At 72.1% G+C, this 23,796-nt stretch carries 20 protein-coding genes; 18 read left to right on the forward strand and 2 right to left on the reverse strand.

What is annotated here, in order from left to right:
• The first annotated feature begins 62 nt into the window (after nucleotides 1-62).
• The gene (locus ACZ6W9_RS00980; protein ID WP_362928809.1) at nucleotides 63-1,457 is read left to right on the forward strand and encodes an NAD(P)H-quinone dehydrogenase; all 1,395 of its coding nucleotides are present in this window, start codon (nucleotides 63-65) and stop codon (nucleotides 1,455-1,457) included.
• Between the two features lie 161 nt (nucleotides 1,458-1,618).
• On the opposite strand, the gene ACZ6W9_RS00985 is transcribed toward ACZ6W9_RS00980, so the two are convergent.
• Entirely contained in the window at nucleotides 1,619-2,617 is a 999-nt protein-coding gene (locus ACZ6W9_RS00985; protein WP_389958381.1) for a pentapeptide repeat-containing protein, read from the reverse strand.
• 474 nt (nucleotides 2,618-3,091) lie between these two features.
• Between ACZ6W9_RS00985 and ACZ6W9_RS00990 the strand changes: the two genes are divergently transcribed.
• From ACZ6W9_RS00990 to ACZ6W9_RS01070, 17 genes are all read left to right on the forward strand, one after another.
• Nucleotides 3,092-5,380 carry a TIM-barrel domain-containing protein gene (locus ACZ6W9_RS00990; RefSeq protein ID WP_389958384.1) on the forward strand — a complete coding sequence of 763 codons (2,289 nt, stop codon included), beginning with the start codon at nucleotides 3,092-3,094 and terminating at the stop codon, nucleotides 5,378-5,380.
• A gap of 9 nt (nucleotides 5,381-5,389) precedes the next feature.
• On the forward strand, nucleotides 5,390-6,709 hold the full coding sequence (locus ACZ6W9_RS00995) for an ABC transporter substrate-binding protein (RefSeq protein WP_389958388.1): 1,320 nt from the start codon (nucleotides 5,390-5,392) through the stop codon (nucleotides 6,707-6,709).
• 72 nt (nucleotides 6,710-6,781) lie between these two features.
• Nucleotides 6,782-7,660 carry a carbohydrate ABC transporter permease gene (locus ACZ6W9_RS01000; RefSeq protein WP_389958391.1) on the forward strand — a complete coding sequence of 293 codons (879 nt, stop codon included), beginning with the start codon at nucleotides 6,782-6,784 and terminating at the stop codon, nucleotides 7,658-7,660.
• Nucleotides 7,657-8,472 (forward strand): carbohydrate ABC transporter permease, encoded by an 816-nt coding sequence (locus ACZ6W9_RS01005; protein ID WP_389958394.1) that lies wholly within the window; start codon nucleotides 7,657-7,659, stop codon nucleotides 8,470-8,472. Before ACZ6W9_RS01000 ends, ACZ6W9_RS01005 begins: the two co-directional genes overlap by 4 nt.
• A 210-nt stretch (nucleotides 8,473-8,682) precedes the next feature.
• Nucleotides 8,683-9,696, forward strand: coding sequence for a LacI family DNA-binding transcriptional regulator (locus tag ACZ6W9_RS01010; RefSeq protein ID WP_389958397.1), 1,014 nt, complete (start codon nucleotides 8,683-8,685; stop codon nucleotides 9,694-9,696).
• On the forward strand, nucleotides 9,693-10,625 hold the full coding sequence (locus ACZ6W9_RS01015; protein ID WP_362928823.1) for a carbohydrate ABC transporter permease: 933 nt from the start codon (nucleotides 9,693-9,695) through the stop codon (nucleotides 10,623-10,625). Before ACZ6W9_RS01010 ends, ACZ6W9_RS01015 begins: the two co-directional genes overlap by 4 nt.
• A gap of 1 nt (nucleotide 10,626) precedes the next feature.
• Nucleotides 10,627-11,445, forward strand: coding sequence for a carbohydrate ABC transporter permease (locus ACZ6W9_RS01020; protein WP_470116504.1), 819 nt, complete (start codon nucleotides 10,627-10,629; stop codon nucleotides 11,443-11,445).
• Between the two features lie 84 nt (nucleotides 11,446-11,529).
• Nucleotides 11,530-12,834 carry an ABC transporter substrate-binding protein gene (locus ACZ6W9_RS01025; protein ID WP_389958404.1) on the forward strand — a complete coding sequence of 435 codons (1,305 nt, stop codon included), beginning with the start codon at nucleotides 11,530-11,532 and terminating at the stop codon, nucleotides 12,832-12,834.
• A complete protein-coding gene (locus tag ACZ6W9_RS01030; protein WP_389958407.1) occupies nucleotides 12,831-13,793 on the forward strand; it encodes an ADP-ribosylglycohydrolase family protein in 963 nt (320 codons plus the stop codon). Before ACZ6W9_RS01025 ends, ACZ6W9_RS01030 begins: the two co-directional genes overlap by 4 nt.
• A gap of 48 nt (nucleotides 13,794-13,841) precedes the next feature.
• Nucleotides 13,842-14,813: an ADP-ribosylglycohydrolase family protein gene (locus ACZ6W9_RS01035; RefSeq protein WP_470116505.1), complete on the forward strand. Its 972-nt coding sequence runs from the start codon at nucleotides 13,842-13,844 to the stop codon at nucleotides 14,811-14,813.
• Nucleotides 14,810-16,021 (forward strand): ADP-ribosylglycohydrolase family protein, encoded by a 1,212-nt coding sequence (locus ACZ6W9_RS01040; protein ID WP_470116506.1) that lies wholly within the window; start codon nucleotides 14,810-14,812, stop codon nucleotides 16,019-16,021. The genes ACZ6W9_RS01035 and ACZ6W9_RS01040 overlap by 4 nt, the downstream gene beginning before the upstream one ends.
• Nucleotides 16,018-17,577 carry an ADP-ribosylglycohydrolase family protein gene (locus ACZ6W9_RS01045; RefSeq protein WP_470116507.1) on the forward strand — a complete coding sequence of 520 codons (1,560 nt, stop codon included), beginning with the start codon at nucleotides 16,018-16,020 and terminating at the stop codon, nucleotides 17,575-17,577. The genes ACZ6W9_RS01040 and ACZ6W9_RS01045 overlap by 4 nt, the downstream gene beginning before the upstream one ends.
• The gene (locus ACZ6W9_RS01050; protein ID WP_389958419.1) at nucleotides 17,574-18,746 is read left to right on the forward strand and encodes a CaiB/BaiF CoA transferase family protein; all 1,173 of its coding nucleotides are present in this window, start codon (nucleotides 17,574-17,576) and stop codon (nucleotides 18,744-18,746) included. The genes ACZ6W9_RS01045 and ACZ6W9_RS01050 overlap by 4 nt, the downstream gene beginning before the upstream one ends.
• Entirely contained in the window at nucleotides 18,746-19,558 is an 813-nt protein-coding gene (locus ACZ6W9_RS01055) for an HpcH/HpaI aldolase/citrate lyase family protein (RefSeq protein WP_470116508.1), read from the forward strand. The genes ACZ6W9_RS01050 and ACZ6W9_RS01055 overlap by 1 nt, the downstream gene beginning before the upstream one ends.
• A 79-nt stretch (nucleotides 19,559-19,637) precedes the next feature.
• Nucleotides 19,638-20,504: an aldo/keto reductase gene (locus ACZ6W9_RS01060; protein ID WP_389958425.1), complete on the forward strand. Its 867-nt coding sequence runs from the start codon at nucleotides 19,638-19,640 to the stop codon at nucleotides 20,502-20,504.
• A 302-nt stretch (nucleotides 20,505-20,806) separates the two neighbouring features.
• On the forward strand, nucleotides 20,807-21,256 hold the full coding sequence (locus ACZ6W9_RS01065) for an Hsp20/alpha crystallin family protein (protein WP_389958428.1): 450 nt from the start codon (nucleotides 20,807-20,809) through the stop codon (nucleotides 21,254-21,256).
• Between the two features lie 89 nt (nucleotides 21,257-21,345).
• On the forward strand, nucleotides 21,346-21,663 hold the full coding sequence (locus ACZ6W9_RS01070; RefSeq protein WP_389958431.1) for a MerR family transcriptional regulator: 318 nt from the start codon (nucleotides 21,346-21,348) through the stop codon (nucleotides 21,661-21,663).
• Nucleotides 21,664-21,732: 69 nt separating this feature from the next.
• Here the strand turns inward: ACZ6W9_RS01070 and ACZ6W9_RS01075 are convergent, their stop codons facing one another.
• Entirely contained in the window at nucleotides 21,733-23,670 is a 1,938-nt protein-coding gene (locus ACZ6W9_RS01075; RefSeq protein WP_470116509.1) for a DUF262 domain-containing protein, read from the reverse strand.
• Between the last annotated feature and the right edge of the window lie 126 nt (nucleotides 23,671-23,796).

Genomic DNA, 23,796 nt, shown 5'->3' on the forward strand with positions numbered 1-23,796 from the left:
GTTCCGGGATTTTCCGGGGGGACGGCGAGCCGACCGGTCCGGTAATGCGGGAGAATAGGGACGTGACAAGGATCGTTATCATCGGCGGCGGACCCGGCGGTTACGAGGCGGCGCTCGTGGCCGCGCAACTCGGCGCGCAGGTCACGGTCGTCGAGCAGGACGGTCCCGGCGGGGCCTGCGTGCTCACCGACTGCGTGCCGTCCAAGACGCTGATCGCCAGCTCCGTGCGCAAGCAGGCGCTCCTCGACGCCAGCATGCTGGGCGTCCACTACACCGGCGGCCCCGACGGCGACGCCGGCGGCGTCATCGCCGACATGCCGGAGGTCAACCGGCGCGTCAAGGAGCTGGCCCGCGCGCAGTCGGCCGACATCGCGGCCAGGCTGTCGGCGGAGGGGGTCGAGGTGGTCCGGGCACCCGGGCGGCTGGTCGACCCGCAGGTGGTCAGGGCCGGTGACCGGACGATCCGGGCGGACGTGGTCATCGTGGCTACCGGCGCGACCCCGCGCATCCTCAACGGCGCCGAGCCCGACGGCGAGCGCATCCTCACCTGGCGGCAGCTGTACGACCTCACGGAGCTGCCCGAGCACCTCATCGTGGTCGGCTCCGGCGTCACCGGCGCGGAGCTCGCGGGCGCCTACCGCTCGCTCGGCTCGGAGGTCACGCTCGTGTCCTCGCGCGACCGGATGATGCCCAACGAGGACGCCGACGCCGCGGAGGTCCTTGAGGAGGTCTACCGCCGGCGCGGGATGAACGTCATGGGCCGCTCCCGCGCGGAGTCGGTCAAGCGCACCGCCGACGGCGTGGTCGTCACGCTGGAGGACGGCCGCACCGCCGAGGGCAGCCACTGCCTGATGACGGTCGGCATGGTGCCCAACACCGCGGGGATCGGCCTGGAGGAGGCCGGGGTCACCCTCGACCGGAACGGCTTCGTCCAGGTGGACAAGGTCTCGCGCACCTCGGCGCCCGGCGTGTACGCCGCCGGTGACTGCACCGGAGTGCTGATGCTCGCCTCGGTCGCCGCGATGCAGGGCCGGATCGCGGTCTGGCACGCGCTCGGCGAGGCGGTGCAGCCGCTGCGGCTGGCCACCGTCGCCTCCAACATCTTCACCGACCCGGAGATCGCCGCGGTCGGCGTCACCCAGAAGTCGATCGAGGCCGGCGAGATCGAGGCCAACGTGGTCAAGCTGCCGCTGGCCACCAACGCCCGCGCGAAGATGCAGGGGTTCAACGACGGCTTCGTGAAGCTGTTCTGCCGCCCGCACACCGGCATCATCCTCGGCGGCGTGGTGGTCGCCCCCCGCGCGTCCGAGCTGATCCTCGCGGTCTCGGTGGCGGTGCAGCAGCGGCTCACCGTCGACCAGGTCGCCCACACCTTCGCGGTCTACCCCTCGCTGTCCGGCTCCATCACCGAGGCGGCCCGCCGCCTGATGCAGCCGATGACCCCCAGCGGCATCTGACCTTCGCTCCCGGCCCGGAGCGTCCGGGCACCGGGGGTTCCCGGCGCCCGGCGTACGGCCGTGCCCGCCGTCGGCCGCCCGAGACGGCGACATGCCCGCCGGCGGCGTCCCGGGCCTTTCGCCGCTCAGCCGTGCCGGCGGCGTCCCGGGCCTTTCGCCGCTCAGCCGTGCCGGCGGCGCCGCCACCGGGTCCGTACGGCCCAGCCCGCCAGCAGCAGGATCATGCCCGCCGTGCTGAAGGCCACCATGACGGGCCCGACGGCGGGCCGTTCCGGCAGGAGGTTCGTCTCCGGCGGCCCGACCCGGGGGCTGGACGCCGCGGACCGGGGCCGCCGGTTCCACGGGTCGCGCAGACCGACCGGGAAGCCCCGGGCGCCCGCCAGGTCCACACCGCGCGCCTGGTCGAAGGTGGTCCCCTCGACGACCGCCCCGGTGAAGTCGGCGCCATGCAGGTCGGCCTGGCCGAGGTCGGCGCCGGTGAGGTCGGTGCCGGTGAAGGTGGCGTCGCCCAGCCCCGCCTGGTTCAGGTCGGCGCCGCCGAGCCTGCCCCGGGTGAAGTCGGCCCCGACCGCCGCCACCTGCTCGGCGTTGCTCTCCTCCAGGTTGACGCCGACCAGTTTGGCGCCGGTGAGGTCGGCCTGTCCCAGGTCGGTGCGGGCCAGCTTGGCCCCGGTGAGGTCGGCGTGGGGGAACCTCGCCTGCACGGCCTCGGCGTCGGCGAGGTACGCGCCGCGCAGGTCGGCGTGGTCGGCGCGCACCTCGCCGAGCCGGGACTCGGTGAGGTCGGCGGCGCGCAGGTCGGCGTAGCGGAGCGAGGCCCCGGTGAGGTCGGCGCCGCGCAGGTCGGCGCCGCGCAGGACGGCCCCGGTCAGATCCTCGTGGGCGAGCGTCACGCCGCTCAGCACGGCCCTGGTCAGGTCGGCGCAGCGCAGGCCGGCCGGGAGCGGGGCGCGGGTGAAGTCCCCGTCCCGCAGGTCGCGGCCCTCACCGGGCCGGCAGGGGCCGTCCCGGCCTCCGGGCGCGCCGGCCGCGGCGGCCTCCGGGATCGGGGCGCAGACCGGTGCCACCGCCGCGGCGACGAGGACGAGGGCCGCGACGGCGGCCGCCGGGGGTGCGCAGGCGACGCCGTCCGGGGCCGCGCGGTCCCGGACGGCGGACACCGGGGACGTACGGCCCCGGAGGGCGGACGTCGGGGACGCGGGTGCGCCGGGGACGGGCGACGGAGGCGTGGGAGCCCGGAGGACGGGTGCCGGGGGCACGGGACGGCGACGGCGCACGGGAACCTCCTTCGGGGTCGTCCCGGCCGCGCGGCGGGCCGTGGCGCCCGCCCCGATACCCGCTGCCCCCGCCGTACCCTCCGTACGGCGTAGCCGCCGGGAGGCGGCCGCGGACCGTCCGGGACCTGCTGTTCATCGTCTCCGTGGTCGACCGCGAACACCCATTCGCCACGCCGTACCAGCTCAAGGGGGACGGCTCCGGCTCCAGCCGATGCCTCCGGGCCGGTCCACGTCAGGTCCTCCGTTCCGGATGGGCACCCGCTGCCTCCCGCCCCCGCCTCAAGGGTCGCCGTTGACGTTTGTTGGTCTGGACACCAAACTAATTCGGGAACCGGAACACCGAGCGCTGGAGCCCTAATGCCCTATCGCCCTCCCCTCGTCGCGCATGAGTACTTCGTCGCCGACCCCCCGGAACTGCCGGTGCGCGTCCGGGGCGAGGCGGGCCCGGCGACGCTGACCGCCGCCGAGGCGGTGGCGTCCGACGACGCCTCGGTGACGCTGAAGGCCGCGACCTCCACCGGCGAGACGCTGGTGGCCCAGGTCGGCGTGGCGGGCGAGGGGGTGATCCGAGTACGGCTCGGCCAGGACGCGGACGCGCGGACCCGGTCGGCCGCCGCGATCTCCATGGTCACCCCGGGCGGGTTCGCCGGGGCGAGGGTGGAGGCCGGCGACGGGACGATCACCGTCGACGCCGGCTCGCTGCGCGCCGAGATCACCCTGTCGCCCTGGCACCTGAGGTTCACCGACGCCTCCGGCGCCACCCTGCTGGAGCAGGACCGCGGCCACACCGACATCAGCGGCCGGATGCGCACGCTGCCGTTCGGACGCTCCAGCGCGGACGGCGAGGTGGCCGCCTACCACGAGAGCTTCGCCGCCCCCGCCGACGAGGCGTTCGGTGGCTTCGGCGAGTCGTTCACCCCGCTGGACAAGCGCGGCCAGCGGCCGGTCATGTGGAACTTCGACGCCTTCGGCGCCGAGTCGCAGCGGGCCTACAAGAACATCCCGTTCTACCTGTCCAGCCGCGGCTACGGCGTGGCGGTGGACAGCGGCACGCCGGTGGAGTTCGACGTCTGCCAGTCCACGCACAGCTGCGTGCAGATCGTGGTGCCGGACGACCTCATCGACTACTACGTGATCGCCGGGCCCACCCCGCCGGAGGTGCTCGACCGGTTCGACCGGCTGACCTGCCGGCCGGCGCTGCCGCCCAAGTGGGCGTTCGGCACCTGGATCTCCTCGGGCTTCTTCGTCGACACCCAGGAGCGGGTGCTGGACCGGGCGCGGACGATCCGGGAGCGGGGCATCCCGTGCGACGTGCTGCACCTGGACACCTACTGGCAGACCGACGGGCACTGGTCGGACCTGCGGTGGGACGCGGAGAACTTCCCCGACCCCGATGCGATGCTCGCCGAGCTGGACCGGATGGGCTTCAAGGTCTGCCTGTGGATGAACCCGTACGTCTCCCACCTGAGCCCGGCGTTCCCGGAAGCCGCTCGTAACGGATATTTCTTGAAAAAGGCTGACGGCGAGGTCTACGTGGCCGACTGCTGGCACGGCTCCTACCCGCCCTGCGGCATCGTGGACTTCACCGACCCGGAGGCCGCCGAGTGGTTCCGGGGCCTGCTGCGGCCGCTGCTGGAGCAGGGCGTGCAGGCGTTCAAGACCGACTTCGCCGAGGGCGTGCCGCACGACGCGGTCGCCTCCAACGGGATGACCGGCACCGACCTGCACAACGTCTACACCCTCCTGTTCAACGACCTCGTCTCCGAGGTGACCAGGGAGGTCGCCGGGCACGGCATGGTGTGGGCGCGCTCGTCCTTCCTCGGCGGCCAGCGGCACGCGGCGCAGTGGGGCGGCGACACCTACACGAGCTACCCGGCGATGGGCAGCACGCTGCGCGGCGGGCTGTCGCACGGCCTGTCCGGCATCCCGTTCTGGAGCCACGACGCGGGCGGCTTCACCGGCCGTCCCACCGACGACCTGTACGTCCGCTGGACCCAGTTCGGCGCGCTGTCGCCGCTGGTGCGCCTGCACGGCACCACCAGCCGGGAGCCGTGGGAGTTCCCCCGGGTCGAGGCGGAGGCCGTCGCGGCGCTGAGGCTGCGCTACCGGCTCATGCCGTACATCTACACCGCGGCGGTCGAGGCCGCGCGCACCGGGGCGCCGATGATGCGGGCCCTGTGCGTGGACCATCCCGGCGATCCGGTGGCCTGGCAGGCCGACCTGGAGTACCTCCTCGGCCGTGACCTGCTGGTGGCCCCGATGACCTCGCCGGACGGCGTGCGGAAGGTGTACCTGCCCGAGGGCGGCTGGGTGGACCACTGGACGGGCGAGGTGCTCACCGGCGGCCGGTACGTGACGGTCTCCACGCCGCTCGACCGGATCCCGCTGTTCGCCCGGCACGGCGCGCTCATCCCGGTCCTGGCGGACCCGGGGGAGGCCGTGGGCGACGGGCCGTTCGGGGAGATCACGCTGGTCGCCTACGGGGTGGGCGAGGGCCGCGCCGTCGTCTCCGACGTCGACGGGGACACCGTGGTCACCACCGTCCCCGAGGGGGACGGGCTGCGGGTGACCGTCTCGGGGGGCGCGCGCGTCACGGGCGTCGAGCTGGTGGGCGCCGACGTCCCGGTCGTCATCACCACCGTCTAGGAGGCAGTCATGCTCAAGCTGAGAAGGGTGAGGACGGCCGCGACCGCCGCGGCCGTCGCCGCCCTGCTGGCCGCCCTGGCGGCCTGCGGGAGCGGAGGGCAGGACACGGACGAGCCCGCCGCGGGCCCCCGGACCCTGAAGCTCTGGCACTACGAGAGCGCCGACGGCGCGATGGGCAAGGCGTGGGCCGAGGCCGTCAAGGAGTTCGAGGCCACCCACCCCGGGGTGAAGGTCGCGTTCGAGGAGAAGGCGTTCGAGCAGATCCGCCAGTCCGCGGGCATGATCCTCAACTCCGGCCAGGCCCCGGACGTCATGGAGTACAACAAGGGCAACGCCACCGCCGGCCTGCTGTCCAAGCAGGGTCTGCTGACCGATCTGTCGGACGAGGCCGCCAAGCGGGGCTGGGACAAGCTGCTCAGCCCCTCCCTGCAGACCACCGCCAAGTACGACGACCGCGGCGTGATGGGCGGCGACCGGTGGTTCGGCGTCCCCAACTACGCCGAGTACGTGATGGTCTACTACAACAAGGACGCCTTCAAGAAGCGGGGCGTCAAGGTGCCGGCGACGTTCGACGAGTTCACCGCGGCGATGGACGCGTTCGTCGAGGCCGGGACCACCCCCCTCGCCGTCGGCGGCGCCGAGTACCCGGCGCAGCAGATCCTCTACCAGCTCGCGCTGAGCAGGGCGCAGCGGCCGTGGGTGGACGCCTTCCAGCTCTACAAGGGCAAGGTGGACTTCAAGGGGCCGGAGCTGAAGTACGCCGCGGAGACCTTCGCCGACTGGGTGAGGAAGGGCTACATCGGCAAGGACTCGGCCGGCGTCAAGGCCGAGGACATGGGACAGTCCTTCATCGCCGGCAAGTACCCGATGGCGGTGACCGGAAGCTGGTGGTTCGGCCGGTTCGCCACCGACATCAAGGACTTCGAGTGGGGCACGTTCCTCTGGCCGGGCAACACGATGCACGCCGGGTCCAGCGGCAACATCTGGGTCGTCCCCGCCAACGCCCGCAACAAGGACCTCGCCTACGACTTCATCGACATCACGATGAAGAAGGACGTGCAGAACCTGCTCGGGAACGCAGGCGGCATCCCGGTCGCGGCCGACCCCGCGGCGATCACCGACGCCCGCAACAAGGAGCTGATCGAGAACTTCACGGAGCTCTCCGGCGCCGACGGGCTGGCCTTCTACCCCGACTGGCCGGCGCCGGGCTACTACGACGTGCTGGTCTCCGGCGTGCAGAACCTGATCAACGGCACGAAGAAGCCGGACCAGGTCCTGGAGGAGCTCGCCGGGCCGTACCAGGAGAACCTCGCCGACCTCGGCAACTGACGTCACCCGCGCGGCCCGCCCCTTTCGGCGGGCCGCGCGAAGAGCACCACGAGACGAGACGAGGTCCTCCGTATGGACAGGCCCCGCGGCCGCGGGTACTGGGTGTTCCTGCTGCCCAGCGCCCTGCTGTTCACGGCCGTCATCGCGGTTCCGTTCCTGATGAACGTCGGGATCGGGTTCACCCGCTGGCAGGGGATCGGCGACCCGCGCTGGATCGGGCTGGACAACTACGCCCGGCTGTTCGCCGACGAGCGGTTCTGGGCCTCCTTCCGGCACAACGTCGCGCTGATCGTCGCGATGGCGATCGTCCCGACCGCGATCGGGCTGGTCCTGGCGGCCGCGCTGTTCGACCACGTCGGCAGGAGGTTCGGCCCCCGTACGGCCGGCGCGCTGCGGGCGGCGTACTACCTGCCGCAGGTGCTGCCGGTCGCGGTCGCCGGGATCGTCTGGGGCTGGATCATGCACCCCCGGTACGGCGCGCTCAACGAGCTGCTCGGGCTGGTGGGCATGGAGCCGCGCAACTGGCTCGGCGACCCCGCCTGGGCGCTGCCGAGCGTGATGCTGATCATGGTGTGGTTCCAGATCGGCTACCCGGTGGTCGTCTTCATGGCCGGGCTCCAGCGGGTGGACCCCGCGCTGTACGAGGCGGCCGAGATGGACGGGGCCTCCTGGTGGCGGCGGTTCTGGCACGTCACGATCCCGCAGATCCGGCCGGAGATCTTCGTGGTGCTGCTGACCTGCACGATCGCCGCGCTCAAGGTCTTCGGGCCGATCTTCGTGCTGACCCGCGGCGGCCCCGGCGGTGCCACGCTCGTGCCGTCGTACTTCAGCTATCAAAATTTCTTCGAGAAGGCCAACGTCGGGTACGGCTCGGCGATCGCGACCGTGCTCACCCTCCTGATCATCATGGTCACGGCCTTCTTCCTGCGGATCCAGGACAGGGAATCATGATCCGGAAGTACGCGGTCCTGGCCGCGCTGGCCGTCCTCGCCGTCGTGATGCTGGTGCCGTTCGCCATCGTCGCGGTCAACGCGGTCAAGTCGCCGGCCGAGTACTCCTCCGGGGGGCCGCTCAGCCTGCCCGGCGGGCTCCACCTGGACGGGATCGTCGCGTTCTGGAACCGGACGGACTTCGGCGGCAAGCTGTGGAACAGCCTGGTGATCAGCGGCTCGGTGGCCGTGCTGGCCGTCGTGCTGTCGGTGCTCAACGCCTACGCGCTCGGCGTCGGCCGGGTCCGCGGCCGCACGTGGATCATGGTGGCGTTCCTGGTGGCCAACACGCTGCCGCAGGAGGCGCTGGTCTACCCGCTGTACTACCTGGCCAAGCAGGCCGGCCTCTACGACACCCGGCTCGCCGTGATCATCATCTTCACGGTGATCCAGAGCGCCTTCGGCACCTACCTGCTCGCCTCGGTGCTCGGCCGGTTCCCCCGCGAGATCCTGGAGGCCGCCGCCCTCGACGGCGCCGGGAAGTGGCGGGCGCTGTGGCGGATCGTCGTCCCGGTCAGCAGGCCGACGCTCGCGGTGCTGCTGGTCTTCTTCTTCATCTGGACCTGGAACGAGTTCTTCCTGCCGCTGGTCTTCCTGGTCTCCAACGAGAACCAGACCGTGCCCGTGGCGCTGGGTGTGCTGCAGGGCGACAAGATGATGGACGCCACCATGTCGAGCGCCTCGGCGCTGCTGGGGATCCTTCCGGCGGTCGTCTTCTTCCTGATCTTCCAGCGGACCCTCACGCGCGGGGTGACGGTCGGCGCGATCAAGTAGCCACGGCCCCCGGTCTCGGCCGGCCCGGCCCCTGGTCCGGCCTCTCACCGGCCCCCGGGCCGCGGTTGACCGGTTCTTTGTCCGGTTTATCCGATTGTGACTTGACGCTGGTGGAAACATGGGCGTTACATGTCCTCCATCCGTAAACGTTTTCAGAGATGTGACGCCGCCTACTGAAAACGTTTACCGTCTACGGAGACCGAGGTGGGCATGAGCGAGGAACCGACGATCACGACGATCGCCCGCCGGGCGGGCGTGTCGATCGCCTCGGTGTCACGTGTGCTCAACGGCCTCCCCACCAGGGCGGAGACCGAACGCCGCGTGATGAGCGTCGCGCGCGAACTCGGCTACGTGCCGAACTCGGCGGCGAGGTCGCTGAAGTCGCGGCGCAGCAACCAGATCGGCTTCGCCATGGCCGACATAGGGAACCCGGTCTACCTCGCGATGGTCCGGGAGATCCAGCCCCTGCTCAGGGCGGCCGGCTACCGGCTCGTCCTGCACTCCACCAACGCGGACGCGGCCGACGAGCTCGACGTGCTGCGCGGCCTCGGGGAGCGGTACATCGACGGGCTCATCATGATCCCGCTGAGGGTGACCGACGGGCACCTGGAGATGTTCGCCGCCGCCCGCGCGCCCATCGTCGTCATCGGCTCCGTGCCCGAGGGCACCCCGGTGGACAACGTGCGGGTCGACTCCAGGACCGGCGTGCGGCTCGCCGTCCGGCACCTCCACGACCTGGGCCGCCGCCGCATCGGCTTCGTGAACGGCCCGCCGGACACCGTCCCCGGCGCGGCCCGCTCCGCCGCCTACGCGGAGGCGCTGGAGACGCTCGGCCTGCCGTACGACCGGGACCTCGTCGAGGTGGGCGACTTCTACCGCGCCGAGGGCGCGCAGGCCGCGGCCCGCCTGCTCGAACGCGTCCCGGACCTCGACGCGCTGCTGTGCGCCAACGACCTGATCGCCCTCGGGGCGCTCGACGTCCTGCGGCGCGCGGGGCGGAGGGTGCCCGAGGACGTCGCCGTGGCGGGCATGGACGACACCGACCTCGCCACGATCGCCTGGCCGCCGCTCACCAGCGTCTGGCTCGGCTCGGCCGAGCGCGGCCGGGCCGCCGCCGAACTCCTGCTCGACCGCCTGGAGAACGACGGCCGGCCGCCCCGCACGGTCACCGTCGAACCCCGCCTCGTGACCCGCGCCTCGACCCTGGGGGAGGAGTCTCCATGACCTTGACGGCCGAAAGGGAACGGGGGTCCGCGGCGGATCGCCGGGGCCGGCCCGAAAAGAGCCGGCAGGGGCGCGAGACGCTCCTGCTGATGCTGCCGGCGCTGATCCCGGTGCTGGTCTTCAGCGTCGGCCCGCTGCTCTACGGCATCTACCTCGCCTTCACCGACGCCAGGTCCGGGCGCAACTCCGTGACCTCGTTCGTGGGCCTGGCGAACTTCGGCGACCTCCTCACCGACGGGGACTTCTGGGCGTCGTTCCGCATCGGCCTGATCTGGGCGGTCTCGGTCACCGTGCTGCAGTTCGCCGCCGCGCTCGGGCTCGCGCTGCTGCTCAACGAGAACCTGCGGTTCCGGGGGTTCGCCCGGGTGCTCGCCATGGTGCCGTGGGCGATGCCGCCGGTCGTCATCGGGCTGATGTGGCGGCTCGTCTACCACCCCAACGCCGGCATCCTCAACAGCACGCTCCAGGGGGCGGGGCTGCTCGACCACAACGTCGACTGGCTCAACGACTTCTCCATCGCGCTCCCCGCGGTGATCGTCGTCGGGATCTGGACCGGCATGCCGCAGACGACCGTCGTGCTGCTCGCGGGGCTGCAGGGCGTGCCCAGGGAACTGCACGAGGCCGGTCACATGGACGGGGCCTCGACGTGGCGCCGCTTCTGGAACATCACGCTGCCGCAGCTCCGCCCGATCATCGTGACGATCACCTCACTCGACTTCGTCTGGAACATCAACCAGTTCGGCCTGGTCTACGTCCTCACCCAGGGCGGTCCGGGCGGACAGACCCGGCTGCCGATGCTCTTCGCCTACGAGGAGGCCTTCCGCTACGGCTTCTTCGGCTACGCCGCCACCCTCGGAGTCGCGATCGTGATCGTCGTGCTGGCCGTACTGGGTCTCTACATCGGCCGTCAGATGCGGGAGGCGAGCTGACATGCGCAGGCCGCTGCAGTACCTCGCCCTCCTCGGGTACATCGTCTTCCTGGCCTTCCCGCTGCTCTGGCTGCTGTCCACGGCGCTCAAGACGTCGCAGGAGATGGCGGGCCTGACCCCGACGTGGATCCCGCGCCACCCGGTCCTCACCAACTTCGCCGACGCGTTCACCGAGCAGGACATCGTCGGCAGCGCGCTGCGCAGCCTGGTGGTCGCGGTCACGAGCTCCGTGCTGACGGTCGTGCTCGCCCTGCCCGCGGCCTACTCCATGGCCCGCCACCGCTCGCTCGTCAACAGGGTCGCGATCGGATGGGTGCTGGTCAGCCAGGTCTTCCCGTTCATCCTGATCATCATTCCGCTGTTCATGGTGCTGCGGACCCTGGACCTGGTGAACACGCTGCCCGGCCTCACGGTCGTGCACGTCACCTTCACGCTGCCGTTCGCGCTGTGGATGCTCCAGGGATACGTGCGGTCCGTGCCGCGCGAGCTGGAGGAGGCGGCGGCGACCGACGGCGCGGGCCGGGTCCGCACGCTGGTGCGGATCGTGGCACCGCTCCTCGCACCCGGCGTGGTGGCCACGCTGCTGTTCTCCTTCATCTCCTCGTGGAACGAGTTCCTCTTCGCGCTGGTCGTCCTCAAGGACCCCGACGTGGCCACACTGCCGCTGACCCTGGTGAAGTTCACCGGCGCCGAGGGGGTCGTGCGTCTCGGCCCGCTCGCCGCGGCGTCGCTGCTCGCCACGATCCCGAGCCTGGCGTTCTTCGCGATCATCCAGAGACGGCTCAGGTCCGGCCTGCTGGCCGGCGCCGTCAAGGGTTAGCCGATCTTCGAAAAAAGCCCCCGACCCCAGCGGGGCGAGCCGAGCCGGACCCGGCGGAGCCGTACCCCTCGATAGGAGAGTCCGTTGCGTACCAGAACCGCACTCGTGGCGGCCGCCGCCGCGCTCGCCGCCCTGACGGCCGGCTGCTCGTCGGGCGACGGCGGCGGCCAGAAGGCCGGCGACCCGGTGAGCCTGAAATTCCTGAGCCTGGCCTGGCAGAAGGAGTCCATCGCCGCCAACAAGGCGATCGTCGACGAGTGGAACAAGGCCAACCCCGGCATCCGGGTCGAGTACGTCCAGGGCAGCTGGGACAACGTCAACGACCAGCTCGTCACGTCGTTCGAGGCCGGCGACCCGCCGGACGTCATCCACGACGACTCCCCGGCGCTCGCCGGCTTCGCCTCCCGCGGCTACCTCCTGGACCTCGCGGGCAAGCTGCCCGCCGACCTGAAGAGCGACATCCCGCAGGCCGCCTGGGACACCGTCACCTTCGGCGACGGCAAGGGCGGCCAGGGCGTGTACGGCGTGCCGTTCCTCCAGGAGTCGCAGGTCATCATCGCCAACAGGAAGCTGCTCGACGCGGCCGGGGTGCGCATCCCGACCCCCGAGGACCCGTGGACCTGGGACGAGTTCGCGAAGATCAGCAAGAAGCTCACCAAGGGCGACTCCTTCGGGGTGGCCTGGCCGCTGAAGTCACCGGTCAACAAGGTGCTCAACCTCGGGCTCAACTTCGGCGGCACCTTCTTCCAGACCGACGGCGCCAAGGCGACGGTCAAGGTGGGGCCCGAGGAGCGCGAGGTGCTGCAGCGCATCCACGACCAGCTCTACAAGGACAGGTCGGCCGACCCGTCCGCGCTCGGCATGGGCACCGCCGACCCGCTGCCGGGCTTCTACGCGGGCAAGTACGCCATGCTCCCGGCGGGCGTCTACCTGCGGCAGCAGGTCGCCGAGCAGGCCCCGTCCGGCTTCGACTGGGTCACGATCCCGCCGCTGAAGGGCACCGGCTCCGACCAGGGGGCCACCTCACAGACCCTGTCCGTCGCGGCCGACAGCAAGTATCCCGACCAGGCGGCGAAGTTCATCTCCTTCTTCCTCAACGGCGACAACCAGGCGAAGCTGGCCAAGGGCGACTGGCTGCTCCCGACCAGCGCCAAGGCCGCGGCCGACCCGTCCATGACCACGAAGGAGAACGGCTGGGACGTGGCGACCGCCTCCGCCAAGAACCTCGTGGTCGCGCCCTACCTCAAGGTGAACGGGTTCGACGAGTGGAAGAGCAAGGTGGCCACCCCCACCCTGCAGCAGTACTTCGCCAACAAGATCACCCTCGACGAGGCGGCGAAGACGCTCGTCGACGAGGGCAACAAGGTGCTGGAGCGGTACAACAAGTGACGCCGACCCGCGCCCGGGGGTGCCTGCTCGGCCTCGCGGCCGGCGACGCCCTCGGGCGCCCCGCGGAGAACCTCACCCCGGAGGAGATCGCCCGGCGGTGGGGCCGTCTCACCGAGATCGAACCCGGCGGAGGCGGCACCGACGACACCGAGTACACCCTCTTCGCGGCCTCCCTGCTCTGCCGGTACGGCGAGGCGCTGACCTCGGCCGACGTGGCCAGGGAGTACCGCGAGCAGATCATCCCGGGCATCGAGGGACCGATGCGGGGCGCGGGCTTCTCCGAGCTCGGCGCCGTCCAGGCGCTCCGCCGGGGCCTCGCCCCGCCGCTGTCCGGCCTGTGGCACCCGCACGGGTGGTCGGACGGGCTGGCCATGCGCGCCGCGCCGTACGGGATCTTCGCCGCCGGCCGGCCCGCGGAGGCGGCCCGGCTGGTGGCGGTGGACGGCGTGGTGAGCAACAGCGGCGAGGGCGTGTACGGAGGTCAGGCGGTCGCGGCGGCGGTGGCCGTCGCGATGACCGGCGCGGCCCCCGGCGAGGTCGTCGAGGCCGGGATCGCCGCCGTCCCCGAGGACTCCTGGACCTCCCGCAACCTGCGGGCCGCCGTCGAGGCCGTCGCCGCCGGGTCGGTGGAGCGGCTGTACGCGGCGGTGGTGGTGCGCCACTACCCGTGGACGGATCTCGCACCGGAGGCGGTCGCCCTCGCCTTCGCCGGTTACCTCATGGGGGCCGGCGAGGTGGAGGAGTCCGTCGTCTCCGCCGCCAACCTCGGCAGGGACGCCGACACGACCGCGGCCATCGCGGGCGCCCTCGCGGGGGCGGGGCGCGGCGAGGCCGCGGTCCCGGAGCGCTGGGCCGCGGAGATCGGCCCGGCCACGGGGAGGTGCCTCCCGGTCGTCGCCGGGCGGCATGTGCTCGACGCGGCCACCGAGCTGGTGGCCGCGTCGGAGCGGGCGGCGTGAGCGTGCCCGCGGGCCGGTACGACGAGTAGAGGCGAGCAGAGGAGAGACATGTCATCGGGGGACAGGATCCGCGGCGCCTTCATCGGCCTCGCGATCGGCGACGCGGCCGGCTGGCCGTCGGCGCGGCACCGCTCCACCCTGCTGGCGCCCTGGAGCAGGCGGCTGGAGCGGGAGCTGGACGCCTTCGCCGAGGAGCACCGCGTCACCACGCTGCCCGTGCCGTTCACGCTGAACCAGCCGGTCGAGCCGCTGGCGATCGGGCCGTCCGACGACGCCGAGTGGCTGGCCTGGACCGCGCTGACGATCCACGACGACCGGGCGGAGGCGTTCGGCAGGCTCGCGGAACGCTCCGACCTGCGGGTACGGATCTCGGTGCGCTCGGCGCTCGACAACCTGGCCGCCGGCAAGCGGCCGCCCGCCAGCGGGCACGACAACCCGCACTTCTTCGACGACGCGGCGGCGATCCGGGCCGTCGCCTTCGGGGCGGCCGGCATCGACCCGCGGGCCGACGCCTCGGTCACCAACGCCGGGGACGGCGTCCACGCCGCCGCGGCGATGGCGGCGGCGGTCGCGGAGCTCGTCGCGGGCGGGCCGATACCCTCCGCCGTGGAGGCGGCCCTGGCCGAGTTGCCCGAGGACACCGCGATCGGCTGCATGACCCGGAGGGCGCTCGCGGCGGCCCGTGAGGCGGGGGACCCCTTCGCGGCGGTCCCGGCGCTCGACGCGGCCCTGCTGGACCACGTCTACAGCTACGGCGTCGCGGCCGCCCAGACGGTCGCCGCCGCCCTGGCGCTCGCCGAGGTGTCCGGAGGCGCGCTGGGCGCGGCCGTGTCCGCCGCCGCGTGCCTGCCGTCGCTCGCCGACTCCGCCCCGGCGCTGACCGGGGCGCTGACCGGGGCGCACACCGGCCACCGGGCCCTCCCGGAGGGCTGGTGCGCCACGGCGCGCACGCTGGCCGGCTGCGGCATCCCCGACCTGGCCGGAACGGATCTCATCGACATCGCTGGAGGACTGGCATGACGCCGCAGGACCTGCTGACCGACAAGGCCGTCGGATGCGTGACGGGCGCCGCGGTCGGCGACGCGATCGGCGGCGCGACCGAGGGCTGGACGCCCGAGCAGATACGACGCCGCTACGGCGGCCACGTGACGGGCATCGTCCCGCCGTACTTCGAGGACTGGCGCAACGCCCGGCCCATCGCGCCGTACCACAAGGGCGACGGCCACGTCACCGACGACACCCTCATGACGCACGCCCTGATCCGCGTCTACGAGAAGGCGGGCGGTCACCTCGACGCGTACGCGGCGGCCGAGCACCTGGTGCCCGAGATGATGGGCGAGAAGCGGTGGATCCCCGAGCTGGAGGCCGAGGCGCTGCCCCTGCAGCGGGTCTTCCTCGCCGAGAAGTGGCTGGTCCTGCGCCTGCACTACGGCCACGTGGATCCCCGTGAAGCCGGCGTCGGCAACATCGTCAACTGCGGCGCCGCGATGTACATGGCGCCCGTCGGCGTCGTCAACGCGGCCGACCCGGACGGGGCGTACGCCGAGGCGATCGACCTGGCCGGCGCCCACCAGTCCAGCTACGGCCGGGAGGCCGCCGGGGTGCTGGCCGCCGCCGTCGCCGAGGCCATGCGCCCGGGAGCGACCCCCGACTCGGTGGTCGCCACCTGTCTGCGGCTCGCCAAAGACGGCACGCGGGCCGCCATCGAGGCCGTCTGCGACCGGGCCCGCGGCCTCGGCCACTGGGACGGCTCCTTCGGCGCGCTGCGCGAGGCCGTCGCCCCCTACGACACCGTCGCCGACACCTACCGCGACCAGGGGCTCGGCGCCCGCCGCCCGAGCCGCCTGCACAGCATCGAGGAGCTCCCGCTGGCGCTCGCCTTCCTGCTCATCGCGAAGGGCGACTACCGCGAGACCGTGCTCGGCGGGGTGAACTACGGCCGCGACGCCGACTCGATCGCCAGCATGGGCGGCGCGATCGCCGGGGCGCTCGGCGGAGCCGGCGCGGTGCCGCCGGAGTGGCTCGGCCCGGTGTCGGAGGCCAGCAGGATCGACCTGGTGGCTCCCGGCGTGACCATCGCCGGGGTGGCCCGGCGGGTCCACGCGGCCGACCTCGCCGCGCGGCGGGCCCACGAGGCCGCCTTCGCCGCCCTGACCGGGGACGCCCCGGCCGGGGACGCGGCGGCCGGGAACGCCCCGGCCGGGGACGCGGCGGGAGGGACGGCGTGACCGGCCGCCCGGCGGACCGGCGGACCGACCGGCCGGACGACCGCCTGATCCGGCTCACCTGGGTGCAGCCGGAGGACCTGGTCGGCCACGAGCTACGCCAGGCGGCTGAGGACGGCCGCGGCCCGGAGGCCGCCGCGATCGCCGCCCGCTGGCGCGCCGCCGGGGGGCACGACGCGCCGCCCAGGGCGGGCGCCTCCCCGCGGCCGGCCGACCCGGCGCTGCGCGACCTGGCCGGTGAGCTGCTGGACGAGCTGGCGGCGATCCCGTCCCCGCTCCCCGAACCCTCCGGACTCGCCGAGATCACCCTGAGCGCCCCCGGGGGCTTCCCCCGCGAGGCCGCCGACCCCGCCCGGCTACCCGACCGGCTGCTCGGCGCCTGGCTGGGACGCGCCGCCGGGTGCGTGCTCGGCAAGCCGGTGGAGAAGATCCCCCGTGAGGGCATCAGGGAGATCGCCGAGGCCACCGGCAACTGGCCGATCCGCGGCTGGTTCACCGCGGCCGGACTGCCGGACGAGGTGGCGGCCCGCTGGCCGTGGAACAGGCGCAGCGCCGTCAACTCGCTCGCCGAGAACATCGACGGCGTGCCCGAGGACGACGACCTGAACTTCCCGCTCCTCGGGCTCTCCCTGCTGGAACGCCTCGGCCGCGACTTCACCACCGCCGACGTGGCCGCGATGTGGCTGGACGAGCTGCCCGCGGGCCGGGTCTTCACCGCCGAGCGGGCGGCGTACCGCAACCTGCTCGACGGGATCGAGCCGCCCCGCACCGCGACGCACCGCAACCCGTTCCGGGAGTGGATCGGCGCCCTGATCAGGGCGGACGTCTACGGCTGGGCCAACCCGGGGGACCCGGCCGCCGCCGCCGCGCTCGCCTGGCGGGACGCCCGCCTCAGCCACACCGGCAACGGCGTCTACGGCGCGATGATGGTCGCCGCCATGTGCGCCCGTTCCCTCGTGGCCTCCTCGGTCGAGGACGTGGTCGCCGCCGGGCTCTCCGTCGTGCCGGCCGGGTCGCGGCTGGCCGGGGCCGTACGGGACGCCGTCGCGGACGCCTCGTCGGAGCCGGAGTTCGAGCGGGTCGTCGACCGGCTGTACGAACGCCACGGCGACCTGCACTGGGTCCACACGGTCAACAACGCGGCGCTGATCGCGGCGGCGCTCGTCCACGGGCGCGGCGACTTCACGGTGTCGATCGCGGGGGCCGTCGCCGGCGGCTGGGACACCGACTCGGCCGGCGCGACGGTCGGCTCGATCGTGGGCGGGCTGCTCGGCGCCTCCGGCGTCCCCGAACAGTGGAAACCGGGGAACCGGCTGGCCAGCAGCCTGCGGGGCTTCGACGGCATCGGCTTCGACCGGCTCGCCCGCCGCACCCTGGCCGTCGCGCGGGACGTCCTCGCCGACGGGCCGGCCGTGGATCGGGAGAACGCCTTCGCCGGCGCGCCGGCCGTGAACCGGGAGGACGTCCCCACCGGCGGACCGGCCGTGAACCCGGAGGACGTCTTCGCGGGCGGACCGGCCGTGGACCCGGAGGAACCGAACCTGGAGGAACGACGGTGAAGGCTCTGGAAGGGGTCCGCGTCCTCGACCTCGCGACGCTGTTCGCGGGACCGATGGCGGCCATGATGCTCGGCGACTTCGGCGCCGAGGTCGTCAAGGTGGAGCATCCGGTCAGACCGGACTCCTCGCGGGGGCACGGGCCCGGCGGCCTGTGGTGGAAGATGCTGGGCCGCAACAAGCGGACGATCACCCTCGACCTGTCGCGGCCCGAGGGCCAGGACCTGCTCCTCACACTGGCGCGCGACGCCGATGTGATCATCGAGAACTTCCGCCCGGGGACGCTGGAGCGGTGGAACCTCTCCTACGACCGGCTCCGCGAGGCCAACCCCCGCCTGGTGCTCGCCCGCGTCACCGGGTTCGGCCAGTTCGGCCCGTACGCGAGACGGCCCGGCTTCGGCACGCTGGCCGAGGCGATGAGCGGGTTCGCCGCGATGACCGGCGAGCCGGACGGGCCGCCGACGCTGCCGCCGTTCGGCCTGGCCGACGGCATCTGCGCGCTCGCGACCGCCTACGCCGTGATGACGGCGCTGCACGCGCGCGAGGCCACCGGGTCCGGGCAGGTCGTCGACATGTCGATCATCGAGCCGATCCTGACCGTGCTGGGGGCGCAGCCGACGATCTACGACCGGCTCGGGATCGTGCCGCCCCGCACCGGCAACCGGTCGGTCAACAACGCGCCGCGCAACACCTACCGGTGCGCGGACGGCTCCTGGGTCGCGGTGTCCACCTCGGCGCAGAACATCGCCGAGCGCGTCATGCGCCTCGTCGGCCGGCCGGAGTGCATCGCCGAGCCGTGGTTCGCCACCGGGGCGGGGCGCGCCGAGCACGCCGCCGAACTGGACGGGGCCGTCGCCGCGTGGGTCGGCGCGCGCACCCGCGACGAGGTGCTCGCCGCCTTCGAGGAGGCGCAGGCCGCGGTGGCGCCCGTCTACGACGTGCGCGACGTGCTGGCCGACCCGCAGCTCGCCGCCCTGGACGCCGTCACCACCGTGGAGGACCCCGAGCTGGGGCCGCTGCGGATGCAGAACGTCATGTTCCGGTTGTCGGGAACCCCCGGCGAGATCCGCTGGACCGGCCGCGCCCACGGTGAGGACACGGCCGAGGTCCTGGCGGAGGCGGGGCTCACGCCCGCCGAGATCGAGGCGCTGCGCGACAGGGGGGTGGTGTGATGCTGACCTGGCTGTACGCGCCCGCCGACCGGCCGGACCTGGTGGCCAAGGCGCTCGCCGGCCCGGCCGACGTGGTGATCGTCGACCTGGAGGACGCCGTCGCCCCCGGCGGCAAGGACCTGGCCAGGGCCGAGGTCGTGGCGCTGCTCGCCGTACCCCGGCCGCGCGTGCAGGTCCGGATCAACGACACCCGCACCGCCTGGGGCCAGGCGGACCTGCGCGCCGTCGGCGCCCTGGCCGCGGGTACGGCCGGCATCCGCGTGCCCAAGACCGAGTCGGCCGGTCAGCTGCGCGACGTCGCCGCCGCCGCGCCGGGCGCCGCGCTGCACCCGCTCATCGAGTCGGCTCTCGGCCTCGAACGGGCCCACGAGATCGCCTCGGCCGATCCGGCGGTGGCGAGCATCGGCCTGGGGGAGGCCGACCTGCGGGCCGACCTGGGCGTCAGCGACGAGGCGGGGCTGGCCTGGGCGCGGTCGCGGCTCGTGGTGGCGGCCCGCGCCGCCGGGCTGCCCGCGCCGGCCCAGTCGGTCTACACCGACTTCCGGGACCTCGAAGGGCTGGCCGAGTCGTGCCGCGCCGGCCGGGCCATGGGCTTCCGCGGGCGGGCCGCCATCCATCCGGCCCAGCTCCCGGTCATCCGCGACGCCTACCGGCCCGGCGAGGAGGAGGTCGCGGCGGCCCGCGAGATCGTGGCGGCGGCCGGGGCCGGCGCGGTGGCCCTCCCCGGCGGGCGCTTCGTCGACGAGGCCGTCGTCCGCCAGGCCAGGCGGGTGCTCGATGACCACCTCACCCAGGGTGAAAAGCGAATTTAGCGGGTAACGGCCCCAGATAACCCCTTAAGGGGCTAATCAGGTGAAATCTGCATATTCCGCTCCCTGGAGGAGACAGCGTATGACCACCACGACCCGTCCCGCGGACGCCTCCGGCCGGTTCGCCATCGGCGGCGACCTCACCGTCAACCGCCTCGGCTACGGCGCCATGCAGCTCACCGGCAAGGGGATCTGGGGCGACCCGCCCGACCCGGAGGAGGCCGTACGGGTGCTCCGCCGCGCGGTCGAGCTGGGCGTGAACTTCATCGACACCGCCGACTCCTACGGACCGTTCGTGTCCGAGCTGCTCATCAGGAAGGCCCTGCACCCCTACCCGGACGACCTGGTCATCGCCACGAAGGCCGGCCTGACCCGCTCCGGCCCCGACGACTGGCGCCCGGTGGGCCGGCCCGAGTACCTGCGCCAGCAGGTCGAGCTGAGCCTGCGCCACCTCGGCGTCGAGCGGATCGACCTGCTCCAGCTGCACCGCATCGACCCCAAGGTGCCCCTGGCCGAGCAGGTCGGAGAGCTCGCCGCGCTCCAGCGGGAGGGCAAGATCCGCCACATCGGACTCAGCGAGGTCGGCGTCGAGGATCTGGAGCGGGCCGGGGAGACGGCGACGATCGTCTCGGTGCAGAACCTCTACAACCTCGCCCACCGCGACGCCGAGCCGGTCCTGGAGCACTGCGAGGCGAACGGCCTGGCCTTCATCCCGTGGTTCCCGCTCGCGACCGGCGAGCTGGCCAGGGAGGGCGGCCCGCTGGACGCCGCGGCCAGGCGGCACGGCGCCACCCCGTCGCAGCTCGCGCTGGCCTGGCTGCTGCGGCGCTCCCCGGTGATGCTGCCCATTCCCGGCACCTCCTCGGTGGCGCACCTGGAGGACAACGTCGCCGCGGCGACCCTGGAGCTGACCGACGAGGAGTTCGCGGCGCTGACGGACGCGGTCTGAACCGCGCCGTCCGAACCGCGCCGTCTGAACCGCACGGCCCGAACCGCACTGGCTGAACCGCACGGTCCGGCGCGCCGGGCCCGTCGGGGCCGCGGTCCCGGCGGGTCCGGCAGGCCCGGCAGGCCCGGCAGGCCCGGCGCGTCCGCTCTCCGGCCGGGACCTGCGGGCCGGGTGTGAAGAATCCTGCAAACCAGGTCGTGAGTGACTTGCATCCACCGCTGCATGTAACTTATAAATTGACTTAGAGGTTTTCGGAACGGCAGGCGTGAGGAACCTGCCCGGTTCAACGGAGGTGGTTACCGATGCTGCTGACGTCGATCGACCCGTTCGTGCAGGAGTTCGACCGTCAGTTCGACCGGCTCGCGCGGCAGACCCTCGGGTGGGGCCAGAACGACTCGCGCGGGGCCATGCCGCTGGACGGCGTCCGCCGCAAGGACGACGTCCTCCTCAAGTTCGACCTCCCCGGCGCCGACCCCGACTCCGTCGAGGTCACCGTGGACCGGGGCGTCCTGACGGTGAGCGCCCGGCGCGAGGAGGAGTACGCCGAGGACGACCGCCTCTTCGTGCGCGAGCGTCCGATGGGGACCTTCACCCGCCGCGTCTACCTCTCCGAGCACCTCGACAGCGAGAAGATCGACGCCGCGTACTCCAACGGCGTCCTGGCCGTGCGCATCCCGGTGCTGGAGCGGGCGAGGCCCCGCAAGGTCGAGATCCACAAGGCCGCGTCGGAGCAGAAGTCGATCAAGGCCTGAGATCCGGCCTGATCGTCGGGTCTCCTCGGGGCGGGCGCCGGTCCGGCGCCCGCCCCGCGGTCGTCCCGAACCCCCGGAAAGGAGCGACGATGGTCAGGCTGCCCTTCGACGACGAGAACGCGCCGCTGTACTCGGTCGGCCAGGTCGCCGACATGCTCCAGGTCGAGCGGGCGTTCCTGCGCCGCCTCGACGAGCACGACGTGGTCCGGCCCGCCCGTTCCGGCGGCGGGCAGCGCCGCTACAGCCGCGGTGAGATCGGCGAGCTCCAGGACGCCATCAAACTGGTCGGCGAGGGCATGACCCTCGCCGCCGTCCGCCGCATCTTCGAGCTGCAGCACGAGGTCAGGCGGCTTCGGGAGGAGCTCGCCCGGGAGCGCGCCGCCCACGGGGAGCCCACGGGGCCCTGAACCGCGGCGCGGGCCGCGCGGGCCCCCGTTCGCCGGGGAGCCCCTGCACCTGACAGATCTGGCACTACCTCATGGAGGTATGGAAAGGCCTTCCCGCTCAGCCGCTCCCAGGGCGGGAAAGCAGAGTACGGCTGCGCCGTTCAATGCTGGCCGCCACGGATCCCGCACTTCCGGTGCCGTGGAGAGCAGGTCGGCGCAGGCAGGCCAGGCCGAGCGCACACGGCCGACCAGGTCCGTGACGATGTCACCCAACCCAGCGCCTGCTGCATGGAGGCGCCGTTCCAAGCGCTCGAAGGTACGGATGGTGACGGCGTCGAAACGCCGGGAACCCGCGAACTTCATACCGAGTGTCTCGCCTTTTCCCATGTAGGCCCGTGTACAGACGAGGTCATAGGCGGGGGAGAGCGCCGGGGTCCTGGGGTCCCGATAGATGAGCGACCAGTTTTTCAGATGGCCGTCCCGTAGTAGGGCGGCCATCGCCGGGGTGATCAGATGGGAATCTAGGACCTCCAGCCATTCCTTTTCGTCCATGGTGAGCGGTGGGTTAACAATGGCGGCACCGATGTCCTTGCCCGCCTCCTGCTCCATCGCGGGCAACAGAACACGATTAGCAGCCCAGAGGCGATACTTCTCGTCCATCTGGCGGGTGGGGACCAGGTAGCGCACGGCGTCGGCGGCGGTGGGACGGCCGGTCAGGCATTCTGCCAGCTCGATCTGTTCGCTGGGTTTCCCCGTGCTGGGGTCGCGTGGCTCCAAGGACCACCAGGAGCACAAAGTGATCTTTGCGGCTGCTTCGTTGGTCCTGAATCTCCGGAGTTCGGGCAGTTGCGGCTCAGGACGGTTCAGGGCTCCGAGGAGGTTCTGTACTGATCCTGTGAGGTCGTTCGGCTGAACCTTCGCGCAGAGCGCGCGGCTCGCCCCCGTGGAACTCCCTTTGAAAATCTCCGGGCCGAACAGAGCCGCCCGCCAGTACCAACGACGAAGTAGCTTGCGGTTGACGGGATCAGGATCGGGGAAGTGCGCGAAGACCCGGGTGAGAACGATCAGGAGGTAACGGTACGCCAGCAGGCTGAAATGGGGAACTCCGGCGTCCTTCTGCAGGAAGCCGACTGCCCTTCCCAGGGCTTCTTCTCCTGCCTGGAAGGCGGTATCACGATCTTCGCCTGGGAATTCGATGACCTCTCTGCGGTTCTCGTCATCGAACTCCGTCCGGATCTCTCGCTCGGGATTGGGGCCTCGTCTGGCGAGGATCGCACGCAGTACCGTGTCGCTGTCGATCCGACCGAAGCCGAACCGTTCATCCACGTGAGCGGCGATCACATCGATGGTAAGAGTCCTGTCCTGCTCCGACTCATCGCCGGCGAAGAGCGCGGAGAATATCTCAGCTTTGCTCAGGCGCTTCCCGTAGTTGTTCATCCGGTCGAAGATGTCCTGAAGAACTTCAGCGTTCTCCTGCTCCACCTGGTAGGCGGGCATGGGATATTGCCGCAGGACCGTGGTCAGGTTGAACGCCTTGTCCTGAAGCTCGGCGGAGATCTCCGGATAGACGGTGAACCACCGCAGGACCCGGCGCAGATCGAACAGAATGGGTAGCGGGATGACGTATGGATCTTCAACGGATGGCCGGGGAACGAACTTCTCGGTGCGCAAGTCGTAAGCGAGTGCGAACCGTGTCTCCCGGGCGCCTTCCTCGTGTAGAGCGTTGGCCAGGCTGGTGATGCGCTGTTGGCCGTCCACCACCCACAGTGACTGGTCCATGCGGGGGGCATCGATACTCAAGGTGCCGAGGGTGAGCGTCTGCTCCGCGGCGGGCCGTACCCACAACAGAAGGCTGCCTACGGGGTAACCCTTGACGATGCTGTCGAAGAGCCGGATGACGTCTTCGCGGCCCCAGCGAAAGTCGCGCTGGAAATGAGGCACCCTGATCTGTCCGCGCCAGGCCATGCCCACCAGTTTCTCGACGTCGTAGGTCGTGGCGCTGGGGCGCGTTTCCAGCCCGGTGCTCATCGCGGCTCCTGCCATGGAAGTTCCGTGTCCACAGGGGTGGTCGGATTCAGCTCGATCCCCATTGAACAAGCATGTCAGGCCGTGAGCCGAGGTTCAGACGGTATAGGCGATCTCACGGCTGACATA

The organism is Streptosporangium sp. NPDC053982, from assembly GCF_055585205.1.